This is a genomic window from Zobellia nedashkovskayae, assembly GCF_015330125.1.
Taxonomy (GTDB): Bacteria; Bacteroidota; Bacteroidia; order Flavobacteriales; family Flavobacteriaceae; genus Zobellia; species Zobellia nedashkovskayae.
The window spans coordinates 4,047,598-4,064,421 of sequence record NZ_JADDXR010000002.1 but is presented as its reverse complement, the minus strand read 5'-3'; the positions used below and the strand labels follow the sequence as shown (position 1 = coordinate 4,064,421).

Annotated in this window: 13 protein-coding genes; 6 read left to right on the top strand and 7 right to left on the bottom strand. The window is 38.2% G+C overall.

The features are described 5' to 3' along the window. Positions 1-4: 4 nt before the first annotated feature. The 3 genes from IWB64_RS16655 to IWB64_RS16645 are packed head-to-tail and all read right to left on the bottom strand — an operon-like array spanning position 5 to position 3,077. Positions 5-721 carry a hypothetical protein gene (locus IWB64_RS16655; protein WP_194535086.1) on the bottom strand — a complete coding sequence of 239 codons (717 nt, stop codon included), beginning with the start codon at positions 719-721 and terminating at the stop codon, positions 5-7. Positions 722-741: 20 nt separating this feature from the next. Further along, a complete protein-coding gene (ggt, locus tag IWB64_RS16650) occupies positions 742-2,445 on the bottom strand; it encodes a gamma-glutamyltransferase (protein ID WP_194535085.1) in 1,704 nt (567 codons plus the stop codon). Between the two features lie 47 nt (positions 2,446-2,492). Next, positions 2,493-3,077, bottom strand: coding sequence for an acyl carrier protein phosphodiesterase (locus tag IWB64_RS16645; protein WP_194535084.1), 585 nt, complete (start codon positions 3,075-3,077; stop codon positions 2,493-2,495). 81 nt (positions 3,078-3,158) lie between these two features. Here IWB64_RS16645 and glmM point away from each other — a divergent pair, with 81 nt between their 5' ends. Beyond that, positions 3,159-4,547 carry a phosphoglucosamine mutase gene (glmM, locus tag IWB64_RS16640; RefSeq protein WP_194535083.1) on the top strand — a complete coding sequence of 463 codons (1,389 nt, stop codon included), beginning with the start codon at positions 3,159-3,161 and terminating at the stop codon, positions 4,545-4,547. 276 nt (positions 4,548-4,823) lie between these two features. Here glmM and IWB64_RS16635 read toward each other — a convergent pair whose 3' ends face one another. Then, entirely contained in the window at positions 4,824-5,711 is an 888-nt protein-coding gene (locus IWB64_RS16635; protein ID WP_194535082.1) for a lysophospholipid acyltransferase family protein, read from the bottom strand. Between the two features lie 57 nt (positions 5,712-5,768). Here IWB64_RS16635 and IWB64_RS16630 point away from each other — a divergent pair, with 57 nt between their 5' ends. Then, the gene (locus IWB64_RS16630) at positions 5,769-6,419 is read left to right on the top strand and encodes a rhomboid family intramembrane serine protease (protein ID WP_194535081.1); all 651 of its coding nucleotides are present in this window, start codon (positions 5,769-5,771) and stop codon (positions 6,417-6,419) included. Between the two features lie 180 nt (positions 6,420-6,599). Then, positions 6,600-8,237, top strand: a complete 1,638-nt coding sequence (locus tag IWB64_RS16625) for an LVIVD repeat-containing protein (protein WP_194535080.1) — start codon at positions 6,600-6,602, stop codon at positions 8,235-8,237. 75 nt (positions 8,238-8,312) lie between these two features. On the opposite strand, the gene IWB64_RS16620 is transcribed toward IWB64_RS16625, so the two are convergent. After that, positions 8,313-9,431, bottom strand: coding sequence for a TlpA disulfide reductase family protein (locus IWB64_RS16620; RefSeq protein ID WP_194535079.1), 1,119 nt, complete (start codon positions 9,429-9,431; stop codon positions 8,313-8,315). Positions 9,432-9,533: 102 nt separating this feature from the next. Continuing rightward, positions 9,534-10,052, bottom strand: coding sequence for a hypothetical protein (locus tag IWB64_RS16615; protein WP_194535078.1), 519 nt, complete (start codon positions 10,050-10,052; stop codon positions 9,534-9,536). Positions 10,053-10,139: 87 nt separating this feature from the next. Here IWB64_RS16615 and IWB64_RS16610 point away from each other — a divergent pair, with 87 nt between their 5' ends. Continuing rightward, entirely contained in the window at positions 10,140-13,052 is a 2,913-nt protein-coding gene (locus IWB64_RS16610) for an FAD-binding and (Fe-S)-binding domain-containing protein (protein ID WP_194535077.1), read from the top strand. A gap of 9 nt (positions 13,053-13,061) precedes the next feature. On the opposite strand, the gene IWB64_RS16605 is transcribed toward IWB64_RS16610, so the two are convergent. Continuing rightward, positions 13,062-13,925: a UDP-2,3-diacylglucosamine diphosphatase gene (locus tag IWB64_RS16605; RefSeq protein ID WP_194535076.1), complete on the bottom strand. Its 864-nt coding sequence runs from the start codon at positions 13,923-13,925 to the stop codon at positions 13,062-13,064. A 359-nt stretch (positions 13,926-14,284) separates the two neighbouring features. On the opposite strand from IWB64_RS16605, the gene aroC reads away from it, so the two are divergent. Continuing rightward, positions 14,285-15,355, top strand: a complete 1,071-nt coding sequence (gene aroC / locus IWB64_RS16600; protein WP_194535075.1) for a chorismate synthase — start codon at positions 14,285-14,287, stop codon at positions 15,353-15,355. A gap of 99 nt (positions 15,356-15,454) precedes the next feature. Continuing rightward, positions 15,455-16,780, top strand: a complete 1,326-nt coding sequence (locus IWB64_RS16595) for a dicarboxylate/amino acid:cation symporter (RefSeq protein WP_194535074.1) — start codon at positions 15,455-15,457, stop codon at positions 16,778-16,780. The last annotated feature ends 44 nt before the right edge of the window (positions 16,781-16,824 follow it).

The following is a 16,824-nucleotide window of genomic DNA, read 5'->3' as shown; positions in this document are numbered from 1 at the left end:
AGTATTAATTATACCCTTTAACTTCACCCATATCCAAAGTCATTGGTCCTAGTTTGTGAGAGGTTGGTAAGAAAGCACCACTTTCCATAATCTTCCAATCATCCCATGTCGCTTTGAGACCGCCTATGGGAATGATGCTAACCCACATCTGGTAACTTTCGGGTAATCCGTTAGGTCCTAAATGCCATAGGTATGAATCTCCGGGCGTACTACCGCCAGAAGAATACGTAATCATTAAAGCATTAGAACCGTCTTCTAACGTTACCAAACTGCGTTGTGTTCCGTTATCAAAAACCTTAAAAGGAGCAAATAGCCAAAAAGAGTCATTATTAAAAAAACCTTCGGCCTTTGCAATGAGCTCTTTTCGGTTATCGCCTATCACTTCAGCTTCATTTTCAAACACCTTACTTTTAGAAGTATTCTTTAAGTTGAGTAGTATACGGTAGGCATCCCATTCCACATCAACCTCGCCATTTTCCTTATCCCACTTATACGAATGTGCGCCATTGGCAAAACTCCATTCTAAATAGTGAGTTTCCGTATACGCTTTATTATTGATGGCTTCCAGCATTTTTTCTGCAAGGGCATCTGCTTCAGCACCGGGGATTCCCGTTGGTAAAGGCTCATCATATAGCATATAAAGGATTCCAAAACCAATTAGAAGTATGGCGGCAAGGATTAAAATACTTTTACCAACAATTCTCAATATCTTCTTTACCATCTACCAAACAATCTTTTATATTAAAATCCTACAGCAGTGTCATCGCCACGGTGATCGGCTCCACCTTCTAAAGTTCCGTCAGGCAATACACGAATGGCATCTACTTTACCAATAATAGGCGTGCGGTCTTCATTTATAATATATCCTTTGGACTTTAATTTTTTCTTTAATTGTTCAGAAAAACCGTCCGGTTCAAAAATAACCATATCCGGCAACCATTGGTGATGAAAACGAGGAGCATCTACGGCTTCTTGCATGCTCATATTAAATTCATACCCGTTTAGAATGGTTTGTGCCACAGCGGTTATAATAGTAGAACCTCCCGGAGTACCGACAACCATCCAAAGTTTGCCATCTTTTTCTACAATAGTAGGCGTCATGCTACTTAGCATACGTTTTCCGGGAGCAATGCTGTTAGCTTCGGCGCCTACAAGTCCGAACATATTGGGAACACCGGCTTTTGAACTGAAGTCATCCATTTCATTATTCAAGAAAAAGCCCAATTCATCGCAATAGAGTTTTGAACCGTACGCTCCGTTTAAAGTTGTTGTAACAGAAATGGCATTGCCTTCTGCATCTACAATAGAGTAGTGGGTGGTTTCCATACTTTCGGCCATTTGCACGCTTCCTTCATGAATATCCCCTGACTTGGTGGCTTTATCAAAAGAAAAATCTGCCATACGCTCTTTTAAATAAGTATTGCTCAAAAGTTCTTCCATAGGAATGTCTACAAAATCTGGATCACCCAACCAATAGTTTCGGTCTGCATATGCGCGGCGCGCAGCTTCAACAAATAATTGAATAGTCTTTTCAGAATTGTGTCCAAATTTTGCAACGTCATAAGGCTCCATCATTTTCAAAATCTGATTGATAGTTACCCCTCCACTACTAGGCGGACTCATAGAAATAATATGTAGGTCTTTGTATCTAAAAGAAACCGGTTCACGCCACTGGGCTTGGTATTGCTCTAAATCTTCTTCGGTAACGAATCCTCCGTTTTCTTGAATGAAAGCGGCCAATATTTTTGCTGTTTCACCTTTATAAAATCCATCACGGCCTTGCTCCGAAATCCGCCGTAACGTAGTTGCCAAAGCAGGATATTTTACTATATCACCCGCTTTACTATCAACGGGAAAAGTGGTAACACTATCGTTTACCTCTAAGATAACATCACGTACTTTAGCAAACCGTTCTCCTTGTTTTTCAGAAACGACAATCCCATTTTCAGCCAAGGCAATTACGGGCGCAAGTATATCTTTTAAAGGTAGCGATCCAAACTTTTTATGGACCTCAATGATTCCAGCAACGGTTCCCGGTACGCCCACAGCAGTAGCGCCTTTGGTACTCATATCAGGAATTACGTTACCTAAAGAATCTAAATACATATCTTTTGTAGCCGATAAGGGGGCTTTTTCACGATAATCCAATGCACCAACAGAACCATCTGCTTTGCGATAAACCATAAATCCGCCTCCGCCAACATTACCGGCAAAAGGGTAGGCGACTACCAAAGCCATTTCTGTGGCTACCATGGCATCAAAAGCATTACCACCTTGTTTTAAAATAGCAGCGCCAATAGCAGAAGCTTCTTCTCGTGCCGAAACCACCATAGCTTTTTCGGCAATGACACCCGTTGCTTTTGCAGGTTCTGCCGGTAAGCTTTTACAGTTAACGAAAAGGAGAAGTATTAGGGACTTGAGGAGAATTAAACGTGTTGGTTTCATACGCAGTCGGTTTAAAAATTTAAAATAGGTTCGTATATGCCTTGATATTAGAGTGATATAAATTTTTGCTTTGAAAACACCATAAGTTCATCAAAGAAAGCCGTAAACTCTTCTTCAAATTTGTCATAATGCTCTTCAAGGTCTAAAATGGCAAAATTCATTTTAGATTTGTTATTTGTTCTTCGGTTCATGCCTTTTAAAACCTTGCCTATTCCTTCCATTTTAGAATAGTTGTAAATCCAGTTATCGGATATCATATAAGGCATCATCCTTTGCACACCTACCGGTAGAATGATATAATTATCTTCTAATAGGTCGTAAAAATTTTCCACGTAGATATCTAATGGGGTATCAGAATAGGTACTCCAGTTTTTGGCCAGGTAGTGGTCGTAAAAAATATCTACGATTACACGGCTGTAGTGGCTATAGTTCTTATGTAACCGTTTGCTGCTAATCTTAGGAATTTCATGTGTATCCGTAAACGTATCAATTTCACGATGCAACATAATTCCTTGTTGAACCCGTTCCGGTAAATGCGTGTATTTATTAGCCCTAATACTGTCTGCTATAAAGTTTCCCAAGGTGATTTCTGGGTCGTCAAAAGAGAGGTAAATGTGTGCGAGAAAATTCATAAGCTCGAATTTACAAATTGAAAACATAGTATTTGTCCTAGACCCGTATATTTGCATAAACTATTAAGAATTTAGAAAAATATGACTTTAATAAAATCGATTTCGGGAATTCGGGGCACAATTGGCGGCCGTTCTGGTGATAACCTAACTCCAATAGACGCCGTTAAGTTTGCGGCGGCGTACGGAATATGGCTTAAAGAGTATTCAAAAAAGGATAAATTAAAAGTAGTTGTAGGTCGTGATGCCCGTCTTTCTGGCGAAATGATTCAGAACCTTGTAGTTTCTACTTTGGTAGGTTTAGGAATTGATATCGTAGATCTAGATTTGTCTACCACACCAACGGTAGAGATTGCCGTACCTATGGAAAAAGCAGATGGTGGTATTATTTTGACCGCTAGCCACAATCCAAAACAATGGAACGCTCTAAAACTTCTGAATGAAAAAGGTGAATTTTTAGATGCTGCTCAAGGTGCTAAAATTCTTGATATAGCCGAAAAAGAAGATTTTGATTTCTGTGATGTTGATGATTTAGGAAGTATTACTAGAAACGATTCTTATATAGATATTCATATTGATGAAGTATTGGAACTACCCTTAGTAGATGCCGATACGATTCGCAAAGCCAAATTCAAAGTTGTGGTTGATGGTGTAAACTCCACAGGAGGAATAGCCATTCCAAAACTTTTAGAAGAGCTTGGTGTTGAAGTTGTAAAATTATACTGTGACCCAACGGGTCATTTCCCACATAATCCAGAGCCTTTAAAAGAACATTTGGGAGATATTTGCGCTTTAGTTATTGAAGAAAAAGCCGATTTTGGAATCGTAGTTGATCCAGATGTAGACCGGTTGGCATTTATTGACAATACCGGTGAAATGTTTGGCGAGGAGTATACTTTGGTTGCCTGTGCAGATTATGTTCTGGGTAAAACTAAAGGAAATACAGTTTCTAACTTATCTTCTTCACGTGCATTAAGAGACATTACTCAAAAGCATGGTGGTACATATGAAGCTTCTGCCGTAGGCGAAGTGAACGTAGTTACTAAAATGAAGGCTAACAAGGCTATTATTGGTGGTGAAGGAAATGGTGGTATTATCTATCCTGAAAGTCATTACGGACGTGATTCTTTAGTAGGAACAGCTTTATTCTTAATGTTGATGGCCGAAAACGGAGGCACTGTTGCAGACCTACGGGCTAGCTATCCTTCATACTTTATGAGCAAGAAGAAAATACAATTGACACCAGGTCTTGATGTAGATGGTATTCTTACAGCTATGGCCGAAAAATATAAAGACGAGGAAATAACAACTATTGACGGAGTAAAAATAGACTTCGCCGAAAATTGGGTACACCTAAGAAAATCAAATACAGAGCCCATTATCCGTATTTATACCGAAGCAAAAAGTCAGTCAAAAGCTGATGAACTTGCCGACCGTATTATTGGTGAGATTAAGGCAGTAGCTGGTTTATAAAATCAGCACCGCCCTTCGACTGCGCTCAGGGAGGTGCTTGATAACAAAACGCTCGGAATGATTGAGATTCTTCTCATTTTCATTCCGAGCGTTTTTATGTGTAATAGAGAAATACTTTCTCTTAAATCTTATCAGATATAAGTAATACCTTTCTGAGCACATTCAGATTTTTGAAGATTCACGCAATTGAAGTAGCGACTTCCTGAGCGCAGTCAGATTCTAGAGTATACACGCAATTGAAATAACACCTTCCTGAGCGCAGTCGAAGGAAGAGGGTTACTGAAACTCCACAGGAACCTTGTCCCTATGTTTCCAACGTCTATGCGTCCATAGGTAATATTCTGGCTGCTCACGAATCTGTTGTTCGGCAAGACGAAGAAACTCATCGGTGATTTCGTTTTTTTCTGTAGAAGAACCAGCAGTTGTAATCGGAATAAATTCGGCACTATAATAGCCACGCTTTACTTTTGATACTTTCAGGAAAACTACCGCAAGGTCCATTTTTCTTGCTAAGCTTTCAGCTCCATTAATAACAGGTACTTTTACCCCCATAAATTCTGCCCAATAATGAGCGCGGTGCCATTGCGGAGACTGGTCACTTACCATACCGAAAATTCCCGTTACGTTGTTCTTGTAATTCAGTAAAACGGTTTTGGCGGTTTCTTCTTTTGTAATAAGTGTAGTATTCCAGCGCGCACGGACATTTTTTATCCAACGGTCAAAATAGGTATTGCTTATTTTCTGGTAAACGGCATAACCCTTAGAACTCACATAATTATTCATGCTAACGTTCCATTCCCAATTGGCATAGTGAGAACAAACTACAAGAATTGTTTTTTTCTTTTCAATTTCCTGTATCACTTCCATGTTCTTAACGGTGTAGCGTTTTTTTACCTCTTCTTTAGACAGATGCATTGTTTTCACCATTTCTAGGAACATATCGCACATGTGGTGGTAAAACTTCTTCTGAATATCTTTTATATCGGCTTCTGTTTTCTCCGGAAATACCAATTCTAGATTCTGTCGCACCACATCTTTTCGGTATCCTACGACGCGATAGACCCAAAAGAAAACAAAATCAGAAAACCCGTAAAAAAGTCGGTAAGGAAGTATGGAAATCAACCATAACAAGGGGTATACTAAAATAAAAACAAGCAACTGCATGAAAACCTTTTAAGTAGGCAAATATAACTATATTTGAACCGAAATTAACTGCTACGTATGAACAACCTAGATATTGCCACCATAGTGGTAATCGCTGCCAATGTATTAGTCTCTCTAAAAGGTTTTAACGATACCGCTTTCTTTGAACGCTATAAATTTGGCATAGGTCAGATTCAAGCCGGTCAGAAAGACCGTATGCTTACTTCTGGCTTTTTACATGTAGATATTTCGCATCTTTTCTTTAATATGTTCACCCTTTACTTTTTTGCACCGGTAGTGGTAAACTGGTTTAGCTCAGGAAAATTTATAGCGATCTATTTCATTAGTTTATTAGCAGGTAGTCTTCTTGCCATGTTTTTCCATAAAAATGAACCTAATTATAGTGCAGTAGGGGCAAGTGGTGCGGTAACAGGCGTACTTTATGCCGCAATTCTTTTACAACCCAATATGCAGTTGGGTATTATGTTCATACCATTACCAATTCCGGCGTACGTTTTTGGTATAGGGTATTTACTGTACTCGATTTATGGAATGAAAAGCCGACTAGGAAATATTGGTCACACCGCTCATTTTGGTGGTGCCATTGGTGGTTATGTAAGCACACTACTATTCATGCCGCAACTCCTGGTAAATGAGCCTCTGATGGTAGGATTGTTGGCCTTGCCTATCATTATTCTATTGATAATGGCTAAAATGGGCAAAATATAGGTTGCCGTTCATCGGTAATCCTTAATAAATTGCCTAGTTAACACCTCCAAAAGCTATAAAAAGGCAAAAAAAGTAGCATAAGTGTGTATTTCGTCGAAAAAAAATACGACACACATACCGTTAAGAGTAGTTTTACGTTCTGTTAGAGCCCAAATCTAATAGCTCATAAACCTACTTATAATGAAAAGACTTTCCCTTGCCGCATTTGCGGCTGTTGTATTTGCTACTTCTTGTAGCGATGAGACCACGGTTTTCAGTGACACCGAAGATAATATTTCAATTGAAGCCCAAAAATCTGTATTAGATAATAGTATTCTTTTTGATGATGCAGGGGTATTAGTAATTAACCTTACGGACGGAACTTCCGGAAAAACTTCAAAAACGGGTGAGGAAATGGCCGGTGATTATCCGTTAACATTAATTGCGCGCGTAGACCCACCATCTTTTAGCGGAGGTGAAAATCTTACCGCTTCTCATGTAGATGTAGATGGGGATTACGCTTATGTTTCTTACAACACCGTAGAAGATGGTTATGCAGGTGGCGTAGATATTATAGATGTTAGTGACCCTAATAATCCTCAAGTTACCTCTAGATTATATTATTCCAACGCAGATATTAACGCTATTGCTTATGATAATGGATATGTATATGCTGTTGGTGGCGTAGATGCAGAAACGTCTGTTAGGGCAACTGCCAACTCTTTTGTGGTTAAGATTCCGGCTTCCAACGGTACATTAGATGTAAGTGGTGAGTTGATTTACGGTTTCCAAGAAGGTTTTACAGCAAACGATGTAAAAGTAACGCCAAACGGAATTATGGTAACCAGTGGTAAAGATGGTTTATTAACCTCTTATAAGAGTACAGACCTTTCTGTTCAAAATGATGTTTCTTTTTCTGATTTGCGTTCTGTAGCCTATAATAATGGGACTATTGCTGTATTAGATGCAAGCCAAGGTGTTAGCATTATGGATGAAAACTTTGCAGTAAGTAAAGAAATAGCCATCAGTTCAGATTTTGGTGATAACAGTAAAAGAACAATTGATTTTTCTACTGAAAAAATATATGTTTCAGAAGGTTCTAAAGGTGCTGGTGTTTATAATTTGACCAGTGGTGACTTAGTAGAATATATCTCTATTCTTTTAAACCCAGAAGGAACGGATAGTCAAGACATTGTTACCAACGCCGTAGCAATTAACGAAGATATTTTATTAATGGCCAATGGTGGTGCCGGATTGTGTCTGACTGAAGAAAAGGATGGACAGACCAACATTGTTGGGGTTGTTGACCTTGATGGTTCAATCAATTTTGTAGCTTCTAAAGGCGATTACATTTTTGCTGCCTCAGGTAAAGCTGGACTTCAGATTGTAAAATTAAACAGACCTGAGGAAAGTTTAGAAGCGCGTTGTGCAGATTTACTATCTTATTCTGGTAGCGCTAATTTATCAGTTAATCAAGGAGAAACAAAAGAATTCAAAGGCTCTAAATATTTCAATTCTGTTAATGTAAATGGTTCATTACTATTATGCGGTACATGGTCGGTAAACAACAGTAGCTATATTAATAGTGATGGTTTATTTGAGATGAACGGTTCATTGTCTATAGGAAGAAATAACAAACGAAAGAATATTACAGTTAATAAAGACGCTACCCTTAAAATTGAAGGCAGCCTGACTGTTTATGGAGATATCATTCTTAACGATGGAGCTACATTAGAGTTTATAGGTGATGCTTCCGAAGCAAATGTTTTTGGAAGTGTAAAGAAATTAGGAACTGCACAGGTTGTAGGTGAGTTTAAAGACGTTAGAAATAAGTTCTAAAAACTCCAATTTAAAGTATAAAAAAGCCCCGAACGGATTTCCGTTCGGGGCTTTTTATATGTTATGTTTCTTAAACTAGTTAAGTAGTTCTGCAATTTTTTGTTCCAAAGCTGGTCCTCTAAGGTTCTTAGCTATAATAACACCGTTCTCATCTAATAAGAAAGCCGCTGGTATAGCATCTACATTATATAGCTTAGCAATAGGATCGTTAAAGTATGCAAGGTTAGAAACTTGGTTCCAAGTTAATCCATCTTCAGCAATAGCTTTTTTCCATGCATCTCCTGTTTTATCCAAAGAAACACCAATGATATTCAAACCTTTATCATGGTATTTTTCGTAAACACTCACCACATTAGGGTTCTCAGCACGACAAGGCTTACACCATGCGGCCCAAAAATCAATTAAGGTAACTTTACCCAAAGCATCAGCAAGCGCCAATTCTTTTCCATCTGGAGTAGGAGCGCTAAAAGCCGGAGCTTTAGCACCTACAGCTGTACCTTTTTGGTTTTCTTCAACTTTCTTTTGTGCCTCTAGTTTTTCTGTAATAGAAACAGCAGCCTTTGTTTTTTTGATTTCAGGAGAAAGTCCGTCAAACATGGCTTGTGCCTCTTCAGAAGTTACGGCACGAGCGCCAATGGCTCTATCTATCAAAAGAACAGAAATAAGAGCATCCGGATGTTCTTTAACATAGTCAAGCTCAAAATTTTTGTATTCTTCTTGAAGCTCCATCATTTCATCACGAAGAGAATTTGCAGTAGCTTGATCCGCTTTTTGCATATCTTCTTGAATAGATTGTGCTTGTGCAGTTATTTTTTTAGACTTGTCCATGTAATCCATGAACACTTCGTTTTGCATAGAACCTTTTACAGTAGCAAAACCTAAACTGTCTTTCTGAGCTTTAAGCTCTATATCCCCATTCTCTAGGATAACAGCAGTATACCCCATTAGCTTGTCTACAAAAACGTAATGCATTTCAGGCATATCTGCTACACCGGTAAAAGCAAACGCTCCGTTTTCAATTGTGGTAGTATCAATATCTACAGGCTGTCCATTTTCGCCCATGGCCCTTAGAAATACTTTAGTTCCGTTTTCAACTTCTCCGGTTATATTCCCTTTAAAGTTATAGCCTTCAGGCTTTGAATTACAGGCTACAAGACCTATTAAAATACAGATAGATAATACTACTTTTTTCATTCTTTTGGTTTAAGATGTGGCAAATGTAGGTATATATCGGTACAAAAAAAAGCCCTTAACATTATGTGTCAAGAGCTTAGAAGTATGTTTTACTTAATTTATTTAAAATTGATAGCGAATACCTAAGGCAATATCAAAATTCAATGTGTTATCAAAATTTTTGAAACCTATAAGTCCTAGTTCAGGTCTAAAATCCAAAGACACTACTATAGGTAGGTCTGGGTTGTATTCTATTCCTACGTCAGCGGCAACGAAAACAAAAAGGCCACCATCTGGATCTTCGGCAATGGTTGGGTTGTTCTTATTGGGGATTGGAGAAAAATCTACACTTCCAAAACCAGCTCCAGCTCCATAAAACCAGTTGAATCCTTTATCGATCTCATATACCCATTGGTAAATACCAGTAAGTTTAACCGCATCAAACTCGCGACTATCCCGGTAACCTAGATCAAATTCTGCGCGCGTATAACGACCAATAGATCTCTGATAAGAAATTTCAGCACCAAACCCATCACTGTCACCAAGTCGCAAACCTAACGCGTTGTCTGCAATTTCTTGGGCCTGAAGAGAAAGTGCGGTAAAGCAAAAGCAAATAAAAAATAAAAATTTCCATTTTTTCATATTCTTGTGATTTTTGGTTCTAAAAAGGTGTTTTACATTCGCCTTTCAACCATAAAAACTTAATTTAGCAATCTAAATTGTTTACCGTTGAATAAAAATTTACTTCTAGAACTAGGGAATTCACTGCAAGGTCGCGTTTTATCGGATAGTTTAACAAAAACCTTATACGCCACGGATGCTTCTGTATATAGGAAAATCCCTACTGCCGTAACTTTTCCTGAGACGATCAAAGATCTTAAAACTTTGGTTTTGTTCGCAAACAAGCATAAGATTGGTCTTATACCTCGTACTGCAGGTACCTCTTTAGCAGGGCAGGTAGTTGGCGAAGGTATAGTAGTAGATACATCAAAGCACTTTACAAAGATCATTAGCTTAGATGAGAAAAAAAAGCAGGTAACATTACAACCAGGTGTAATTCGTGATGAATTGAACCAGTACCTTGAGCCTTACGGTCTGTTTTTTGGACCAAATACTTCTACAGCTAACCGTTGTATGGTTGGCGGTATGGTTGGAAACAACTCTTCGGGAACTACATCTATTAAATATGGTATTACCCGCGAAAAAATTGTCTCGCTTAAAACGGTATTGTCAGATGGAAACGAGGTAGAATTTAAAGCACTTACCGTATCTGAATTTGAAGAAAAACAAAGTTTAAATACTTTAGAAGGAACTATATATAGAGAAATTTACAAGGAATTGTCTCCTAAGGAAGTGCAAGAACGGATTTTTGAGGAATTTCCGAAACCTGAAATTCACAGAAGAAGCACAGGTTATGCCGTAGATGAGTTGCTGAATACAAGTGTATTTGGAGATACGGATGAAAAAATTAATATCTGTAAATTATTAAGTGGAAGTGAGGGTACTTTGGCTTTCACTACAGAAATAACGTTTCAATTAGATGATTTGCCGCCTAAGTTTTCTGCTATGGTGGTAACACATTATAAAAGCTTGGAAGACTGCCTATCTGACGTAGCACCCGTAATGGAGCACGATTTACATCTTTGTGAGATGATGGACAGGGTAATTCTTGACTGTACAAAGAATAATAGGGAACAATTAAAAAACCGGTTCTTTGTTGATGGAGATCCTGCAGCACTTTTAATGTTAGAGGTTAAAGCGGATACCGAAGAAGACCTCCAAAAGCAAATTGATGCACTTCTGGTAACAGCAAAAGTATCAGGTCTTAGCTATTCTGAAGCTATATTAAGAGGCGATGATGTAAATAAGGCCGTCATACTGCGCAAAGCTGGGCTAGGGTTGTTAGGAAATATGGTTGGTGACCGAAAAGCCGTTGCGTGTATTGAAGATACGGCAGTTGCCGTTGCTGATTTAAAAGATTTTATAGGTGAGTTCACCCAAATCATGGATGGCTATAAGCAGTCCGCTGTGTATTATGCACATGCTGGGGCAGGGGAATTGCACCTTCGTCCTATATTAAACTTAAAAAAGGGCGATGACGTAGTGATGTTTAGAAACATTACTACGGATGTGGCTAAACTGACGAAAAAATATAAAGGTTCATTTAGCGGTGAACATGGTGATGGTATTGTTCGTGCCGAGTTTATTCCTTTGATGATAGGCGAGGAGAACTATCAGTTGTTAAGACGGATAAAATCTTATTTTGATCCTGAAAGTATTTTCAACCCAGGTAAAATTGTTGATGCCTACCCAATGGATGAATCGCTTCGTTATGAAGTAGACCGAAAAGAACCAGAAATAAAAACACTACTTGATTTTTCAGATAGTGAAGGTATTCTAAAAGCTACCGAGAAATGTAACGGAGGTGGTGATTGCCGAAAAACCGAACATGCAGCGGGAGCTATGTGTCCTAGTTTTCATGCCACCCGAGATGAAAAACATACCACTAGAGGAAGAGCAAATGCACTTCGTGAATATTTAACTACAGGAGAGCAGAAAAACAAGTTTGACCAAAAGGAACTTAAAGAAGTTTTTGATCTTTGTTTAAGTTGTAAAGCTTGTGCTACGGAATGCCCAAGTAATGTTGATGTAGCCACTTTAAAAGCGGAGTTTTTATACCAATATCAAGAAGCAAACGGGTATCCAATGCGTGGTAAATTGTTTGCCTATAACACTCAATTAAACAAACTGGGAAGTAAAATGCCCGGGTTGACCAATGCTATATATGATTCCAAGTTCTTTGGAGGTTTATTAAAAAAATCCGCAGGGGTTGCACCAGAAAGAACACTTCCAAAAGTTTATAGCTTTAATTTTGATGATTACTTACAATCGTTTAAAAATAAGCATACTATAACAAAACAAAAACTAGTTTTATATATAGATGAGTTTAGTCAATTCTTGGATATTGAATTAGGTAAGGATGCCATTGAAGTGCTTACCAAGTTGGGTTATGATGTGCAACTTTTCTACGCGGAAAGCGGAAGAACCTATTTATCTAAAGGCTTTTTAAAGCAGGCTAAAAAATTAGCATTGGCGAATATTCCAAAACTTAAAGATTTTGCAGCAAACGGGCTGCCGGTTATTGGTCTGGAGCCATCAGCGGTTTTAACTTTTCGAGATGAATACAAACGTTTCTCGCAAGATTCAGAAACGACAACTGCTATAGCGGTCAACACTTATTTGTTAGAAGAATTCCTAGCTTCTGAAATACAGAAAAATGAAATTACGGCAGATTTATTCACCAAAGAAGCTAAAACGGTAAAGATTCATGCACACTGCCACCAAAAGTCATTGAGTAACCAAAAGGTGACTTTTGATGTTCTTAATCTACCTGAAAACTATAAGGTTTCTATTATTAGCTCTGGCTGTTGTGGTATGGCGGGTTCTTTTGGGTATGAAAAGGAACATTACGAGGTTAGTATGAAGGTTGGTGAGTTAAAACTATTTCCATCCGTCAGGAAATCGCCTGAAGACACCATCATTTCAGCGAATGGAACAAGCTGTAGGCATCAAATTTATGATGGAACCAAAAGAAAGGCTTTGCATCCGGTAACCATTTTTAAGAACGCACTACTGGCTTAAGAGTTAAAATCAACTTTCAAGAGGGGTTTCACCTTCTTTTTCTGATTTTAATTTTGACATGGCTATAGAGTTTATGAGGTCTTGCATGTTCATGTTCTTCAATTCCTCATCCATAAAAAAAGGGGAAAGTTTATCATGATTGTAACGGTAGACTTTCCATCGTTTTAAAGAATACTCCAATGCGGTTAGGTTTTCGACCCAATCTCCAGAATTTAGATAGGTACAAGCGCCATTATCTGTTTCGTGTCTGCTCTTCTTTGGTTGATGAATATGACCGCAAACCACATAATCGTAATCGTTCTCAATAGCAATATCAACAGCAGACTTTTCAAATTTGGCAATGTAGTCCAAGCTTTTCTTGTTGTTCTTTTTTATCTTTTTAGAAAGAGAGTATTTGTCTTTCCCTCTTTTTTTCAATGACCAGTTTAAAGCTCGGTTGGCAATAAAAATCAAACCGTAACCATATCCACCCAATTTAGTTAGCCATTTGGCGTTGCGCATGGATATATCAAAAATGTCCCCATGAAAAAACCAAGCCTTCTTGCCGTTAATATCTAGCAATAGTTTGTTTACAATATGTAAGTTGCCCAATGAAATACCTGCGAACCTTCGCATCATATCATCGTGGTTTCCCGTAATGTAATACACTTCTACGCCTTTCATTGACAGGGTAATGATTTTACGGAGCACCTTTGTGTGCTCTGGTGGAAAGTAACTTTTGTTAAATCTTCTTATATCAAGAATATCTCCATTTAAAATGAGCGTCTTTGGTTGAATGCTACTTAAATAGGTCAACAATTCGTCTGCATGGCATTCGTAACTACCCAAATGAACATCTGAAATTACAGCAATGTCTACTTTTCGTTTTTTCATAATTGACAGGTATGTTCAATTTATATATGGTGTTCTAGCTCTCTTAAAAAACGAATAGAATAACCGTCAGATCTGCCGGTATTCCTTTTAACTCTGGGGATATACAAATAAATTATATATATGTAAAGTAAACATGAATTTGATAACACCAATAGATGTTGAAACCATTAAATAATCATTAAGAAAATACCTGCATCATCTTAATGTATAATACACAAAGGCTAATTTTGCGGTCAATGATTTAAGATTTATCTTTACCGCTAGCTTAGACCAAATTAACCTTTAGCCTAACAAACAGTGTTCTGTTTTAAGTTTTGATAGAATTTGGTTTAGCATTAATTAACTTTTAATATTTTAGAATGGCTGGAAATTCTTTTGGAACCCTATTTAAACTATCAACGTTTGGAGAATCTCATGGTGTAGCAATAGGAGGAGTTTTAGATGGCTGTCCATCAGGAATTGAGGTCGATTTTGATGCCATTCAAAACGAGTTAAACCGAAGAAAACCAGGTCAATCTGCTATTGTTACCCAAAGAAAGGAACCGGATACGGTAGAATTTTATTCTGGAATATTTGAAGGAAAGACCACAGGTACGCCTATTGGTTTTGCCATTCATAATACCAATCAAAAATCTCACGATTACACGCACATAAAGGACTCTTACCGTCCTTCTCACGCAGATTATGTTTATGACCAAAAATATGGTTTTAGAGATTATCGTGGCGGTGGCCGAAGTTCTGCAAGGGAAACTGCAAGTAGAGTAGTGGCCGGCGCTTTGGCGAAACAGTTTTTGTCCGAAATGAAAATAAATGCTTATGTTTCTCAAGTAGGGAACATGAAAATGGAAACACCTTATCAGGATTTAGACTTTTCTCAAATTGAAGCTAATCCTGTTCGCTGCCCTGATCCAAAAATGGCAGCTGAAATGGAAGCGTACATCAAAGAGATACGTAAAGAAGGTGATACCGTTGGAGGTGTTATTAGCTGTGTCATTCAAAATGTACCAATTGGCCTTGGAGAACCTGCATTTGATAAGCTTCATGCAGAATTGGGGAAAGCTATGCTTTCTATAAATGCGGTTAAAGGTTTTGAATATGGCAGCGGATTTGACGGTGTTGCTATGAAAGGCAGTGAGCACAATGACCAATTTAACCAAGATGGTACCACAAAGACCAATAATAGTGGGGGAATACAAGGTGGTATCAGCAACGGAATGGATATCTATTTTAATATAGCTTTCAAGCCTGTGGCTACTATAATTCAGCCGTATCAAACTATAGATAAGGAAGGTAATTTTGTTCAAACAAAAGGGAAAGGTCGTCATGACCCATGTGTAGTTCCACGCGCTGTGCCTATTGTTGAGGCTATGGCCGCATTAGTAATGGCGGATTTTACCTTGCTGAATCGTACTATTAAGGCAAATTCGTAATCAGTTTATTGGCAATTCATTAAAACCAGAGGGGATTTGTAGGTTGTTTTTCTGCTTTCAGATCAAAAGCAGTATATTACTTGCTTAAACTTTTGATGAATGAAAAAATTGGAATTACACTGGAGAATCTTGATTGGAATGGTCTTAGGTATTCTCTTTGGTTTTGGAATGACTTATGTTGATTGGGGCAGGGATTTTGTTCTAGATTGGATCAACCCTTTAGGTTCCATTTTCGTTAAGCTTCTAAAGCTAATTGCAATTCCACTTATTTTAGCTTCGCTGATAAAAGGAATATCGGATTTAAAGGATATTTCTAAGTTCCGTAATATTGGTTTGCGCACAATAGCCATTTATATTGGTACCACTGTAATTGCTATTTCCATCGGGCTTATTTTAGTGAATCTCCTCAAACCAGGCGAAGGAATATCCGAAGATACCATAGCTAAGTTAACAGAGACGTATTCAAGTGATAGTGGTGTTACTTCCAAGTTGGAAGAAGCACATAGACAACAAGATAGCGGCCCGCTTCAGTTTTTAGAAGATATGGTGCCAGATAATGCAGTTAAGGCATTAGGCGATAACAGTTTAATGTTACAGGTTATCTTTTTTACCATTTTCATGGGTATCTCCATGCTTCTAATAGGAGAAGAGAAAGCTAAACCCCTTAAAGATTTTTTCGATTCCCTCAATGACATTGTTTTAAAGATGGTGGATTTGATTATGCTCAGCGCTCCTATAGCCGTTTTTGCACTGTTGGCGAACGTTGTAGCTACTTCGGGTGACCCGGATTTGCTTATAGCTCTTTTAAAATACGCTGGTGTAGTAACACTAGGGTTGTTGTTAATGATTGTTTTCTATAGTGTAGTTGTGGCAACTTTTACGCGCTACAGCCCATGGAAATTCTTAAAAGAAATGAGCCCTGCTCAACTTTTAGCGTTCTCCACGAGTTCTAGTGCAGCTACTTTACCAGTAACTATGGAAAGGGTAGAGGAGCATATTGGTGTAGATAAAGAGGTGTCTAGTTTTGTACTTCCCGTTGGTGCTACTATAAATATGGACGGTACAAGTCTTTACCAAGGCGTTGCTGCTGTTTTTATAGCGCAGGCCTTAGGGTTTGATCTATCTTTTAGTGGACAACTGACTATTGTACTTACTGCGTTATTGGCCTCAATTGGATCTGCGGCGGTTCCTGGTGCCGGTATGGTTATGCTGGTAATTGTTCTAGAGGCGATTGGTTTTCCGCAAGATAAATTGGCAATAGGATTGGCACTTATATTTGCAGTAGACAGACCTTTGGATATGCTCCGTACCGTAGTAAATGTTACCGGTGATGCTTGCGTTGCGATGATGGTGGCCAAGTCTGTTGGAAAATTAGGCAAACCCCATGTACAGAATTGGGATGATCATTATGATGAAGTGAAATAACTAGTAAACCACATAAATTTAAAAAGCGAAATAGTTCTGGGAAG

Excerpts from the sequence above, each read along its gene's own strand:
- IWB64_RS16655 (WP_194535086.1), bottom strand. The coding sequence starts at position 721 with ATGGTAAAGAAGATATTGAGAATTGTTGGTAAAAGTATTTTAATCCTT.
- ggt (WP_194535085.1), bottom strand. The coding sequence starts at position 2,445 with ATGAAACCAACACGTTTAATTCTCCTCAAGTCCCTAATACTTCTCCTT.
- IWB64_RS16645 (WP_194535084.1), bottom strand. The coding sequence starts at position 3,077 with ATGAATTTTCTCGCACACATTTACCTCTCTTTTGACGACCCAGAAATC.
- glmM (WP_194535083.1), top strand. The coding sequence starts at position 3,159 with ATGACTTTAATAAAATCGATTTCGGGAATTCGGGGCACAATTGGCGGC.
- IWB64_RS16635 (WP_194535082.1), bottom strand. The coding sequence starts at position 5,711 with ATGCAGTTGCTTGTTTTTATTTTAGTATACCCCTTGTTATGGTTGATT.
- IWB64_RS16630 (WP_194535081.1), top strand. The coding sequence starts at position 5,769 with ATGAACAACCTAGATATTGCCACCATAGTGGTAATCGCTGCCAATGTA.
- IWB64_RS16625 (WP_194535080.1), top strand. The coding sequence starts at position 6,600 with ATGAAAAGACTTTCCCTTGCCGCATTTGCGGCTGTTGTATTTGCTACT.
- IWB64_RS16620 (WP_194535079.1), bottom strand. The coding sequence starts at position 9,431 with ATGAAAAAAGTAGTATTATCTATCTGTATTTTAATAGGTCTTGTAGCC.
- IWB64_RS16615 (WP_194535078.1), bottom strand. The coding sequence starts at position 10,052 with ATGAAAAAATGGAAATTTTTATTTTTTATTTGCTTTTGCTTTACCGCA.
- IWB64_RS16605 (WP_194535076.1), bottom strand. The coding sequence starts at position 13,925 with ATGAAAAAACGAAAAGTAGACATTGCTGTAATTTCAGATGTTCATTTG.
- aroC (WP_194535075.1), top strand. The coding sequence starts at position 14,285 with ATGGCTGGAAATTCTTTTGGAACCCTATTTAAACTATCAACGTTTGGA.
- IWB64_RS16595 (WP_194535074.1), top strand. The coding sequence starts at position 15,455 with ATGAAAAAATTGGAATTACACTGGAGAATCTTGATTGGAATGGTCTTA.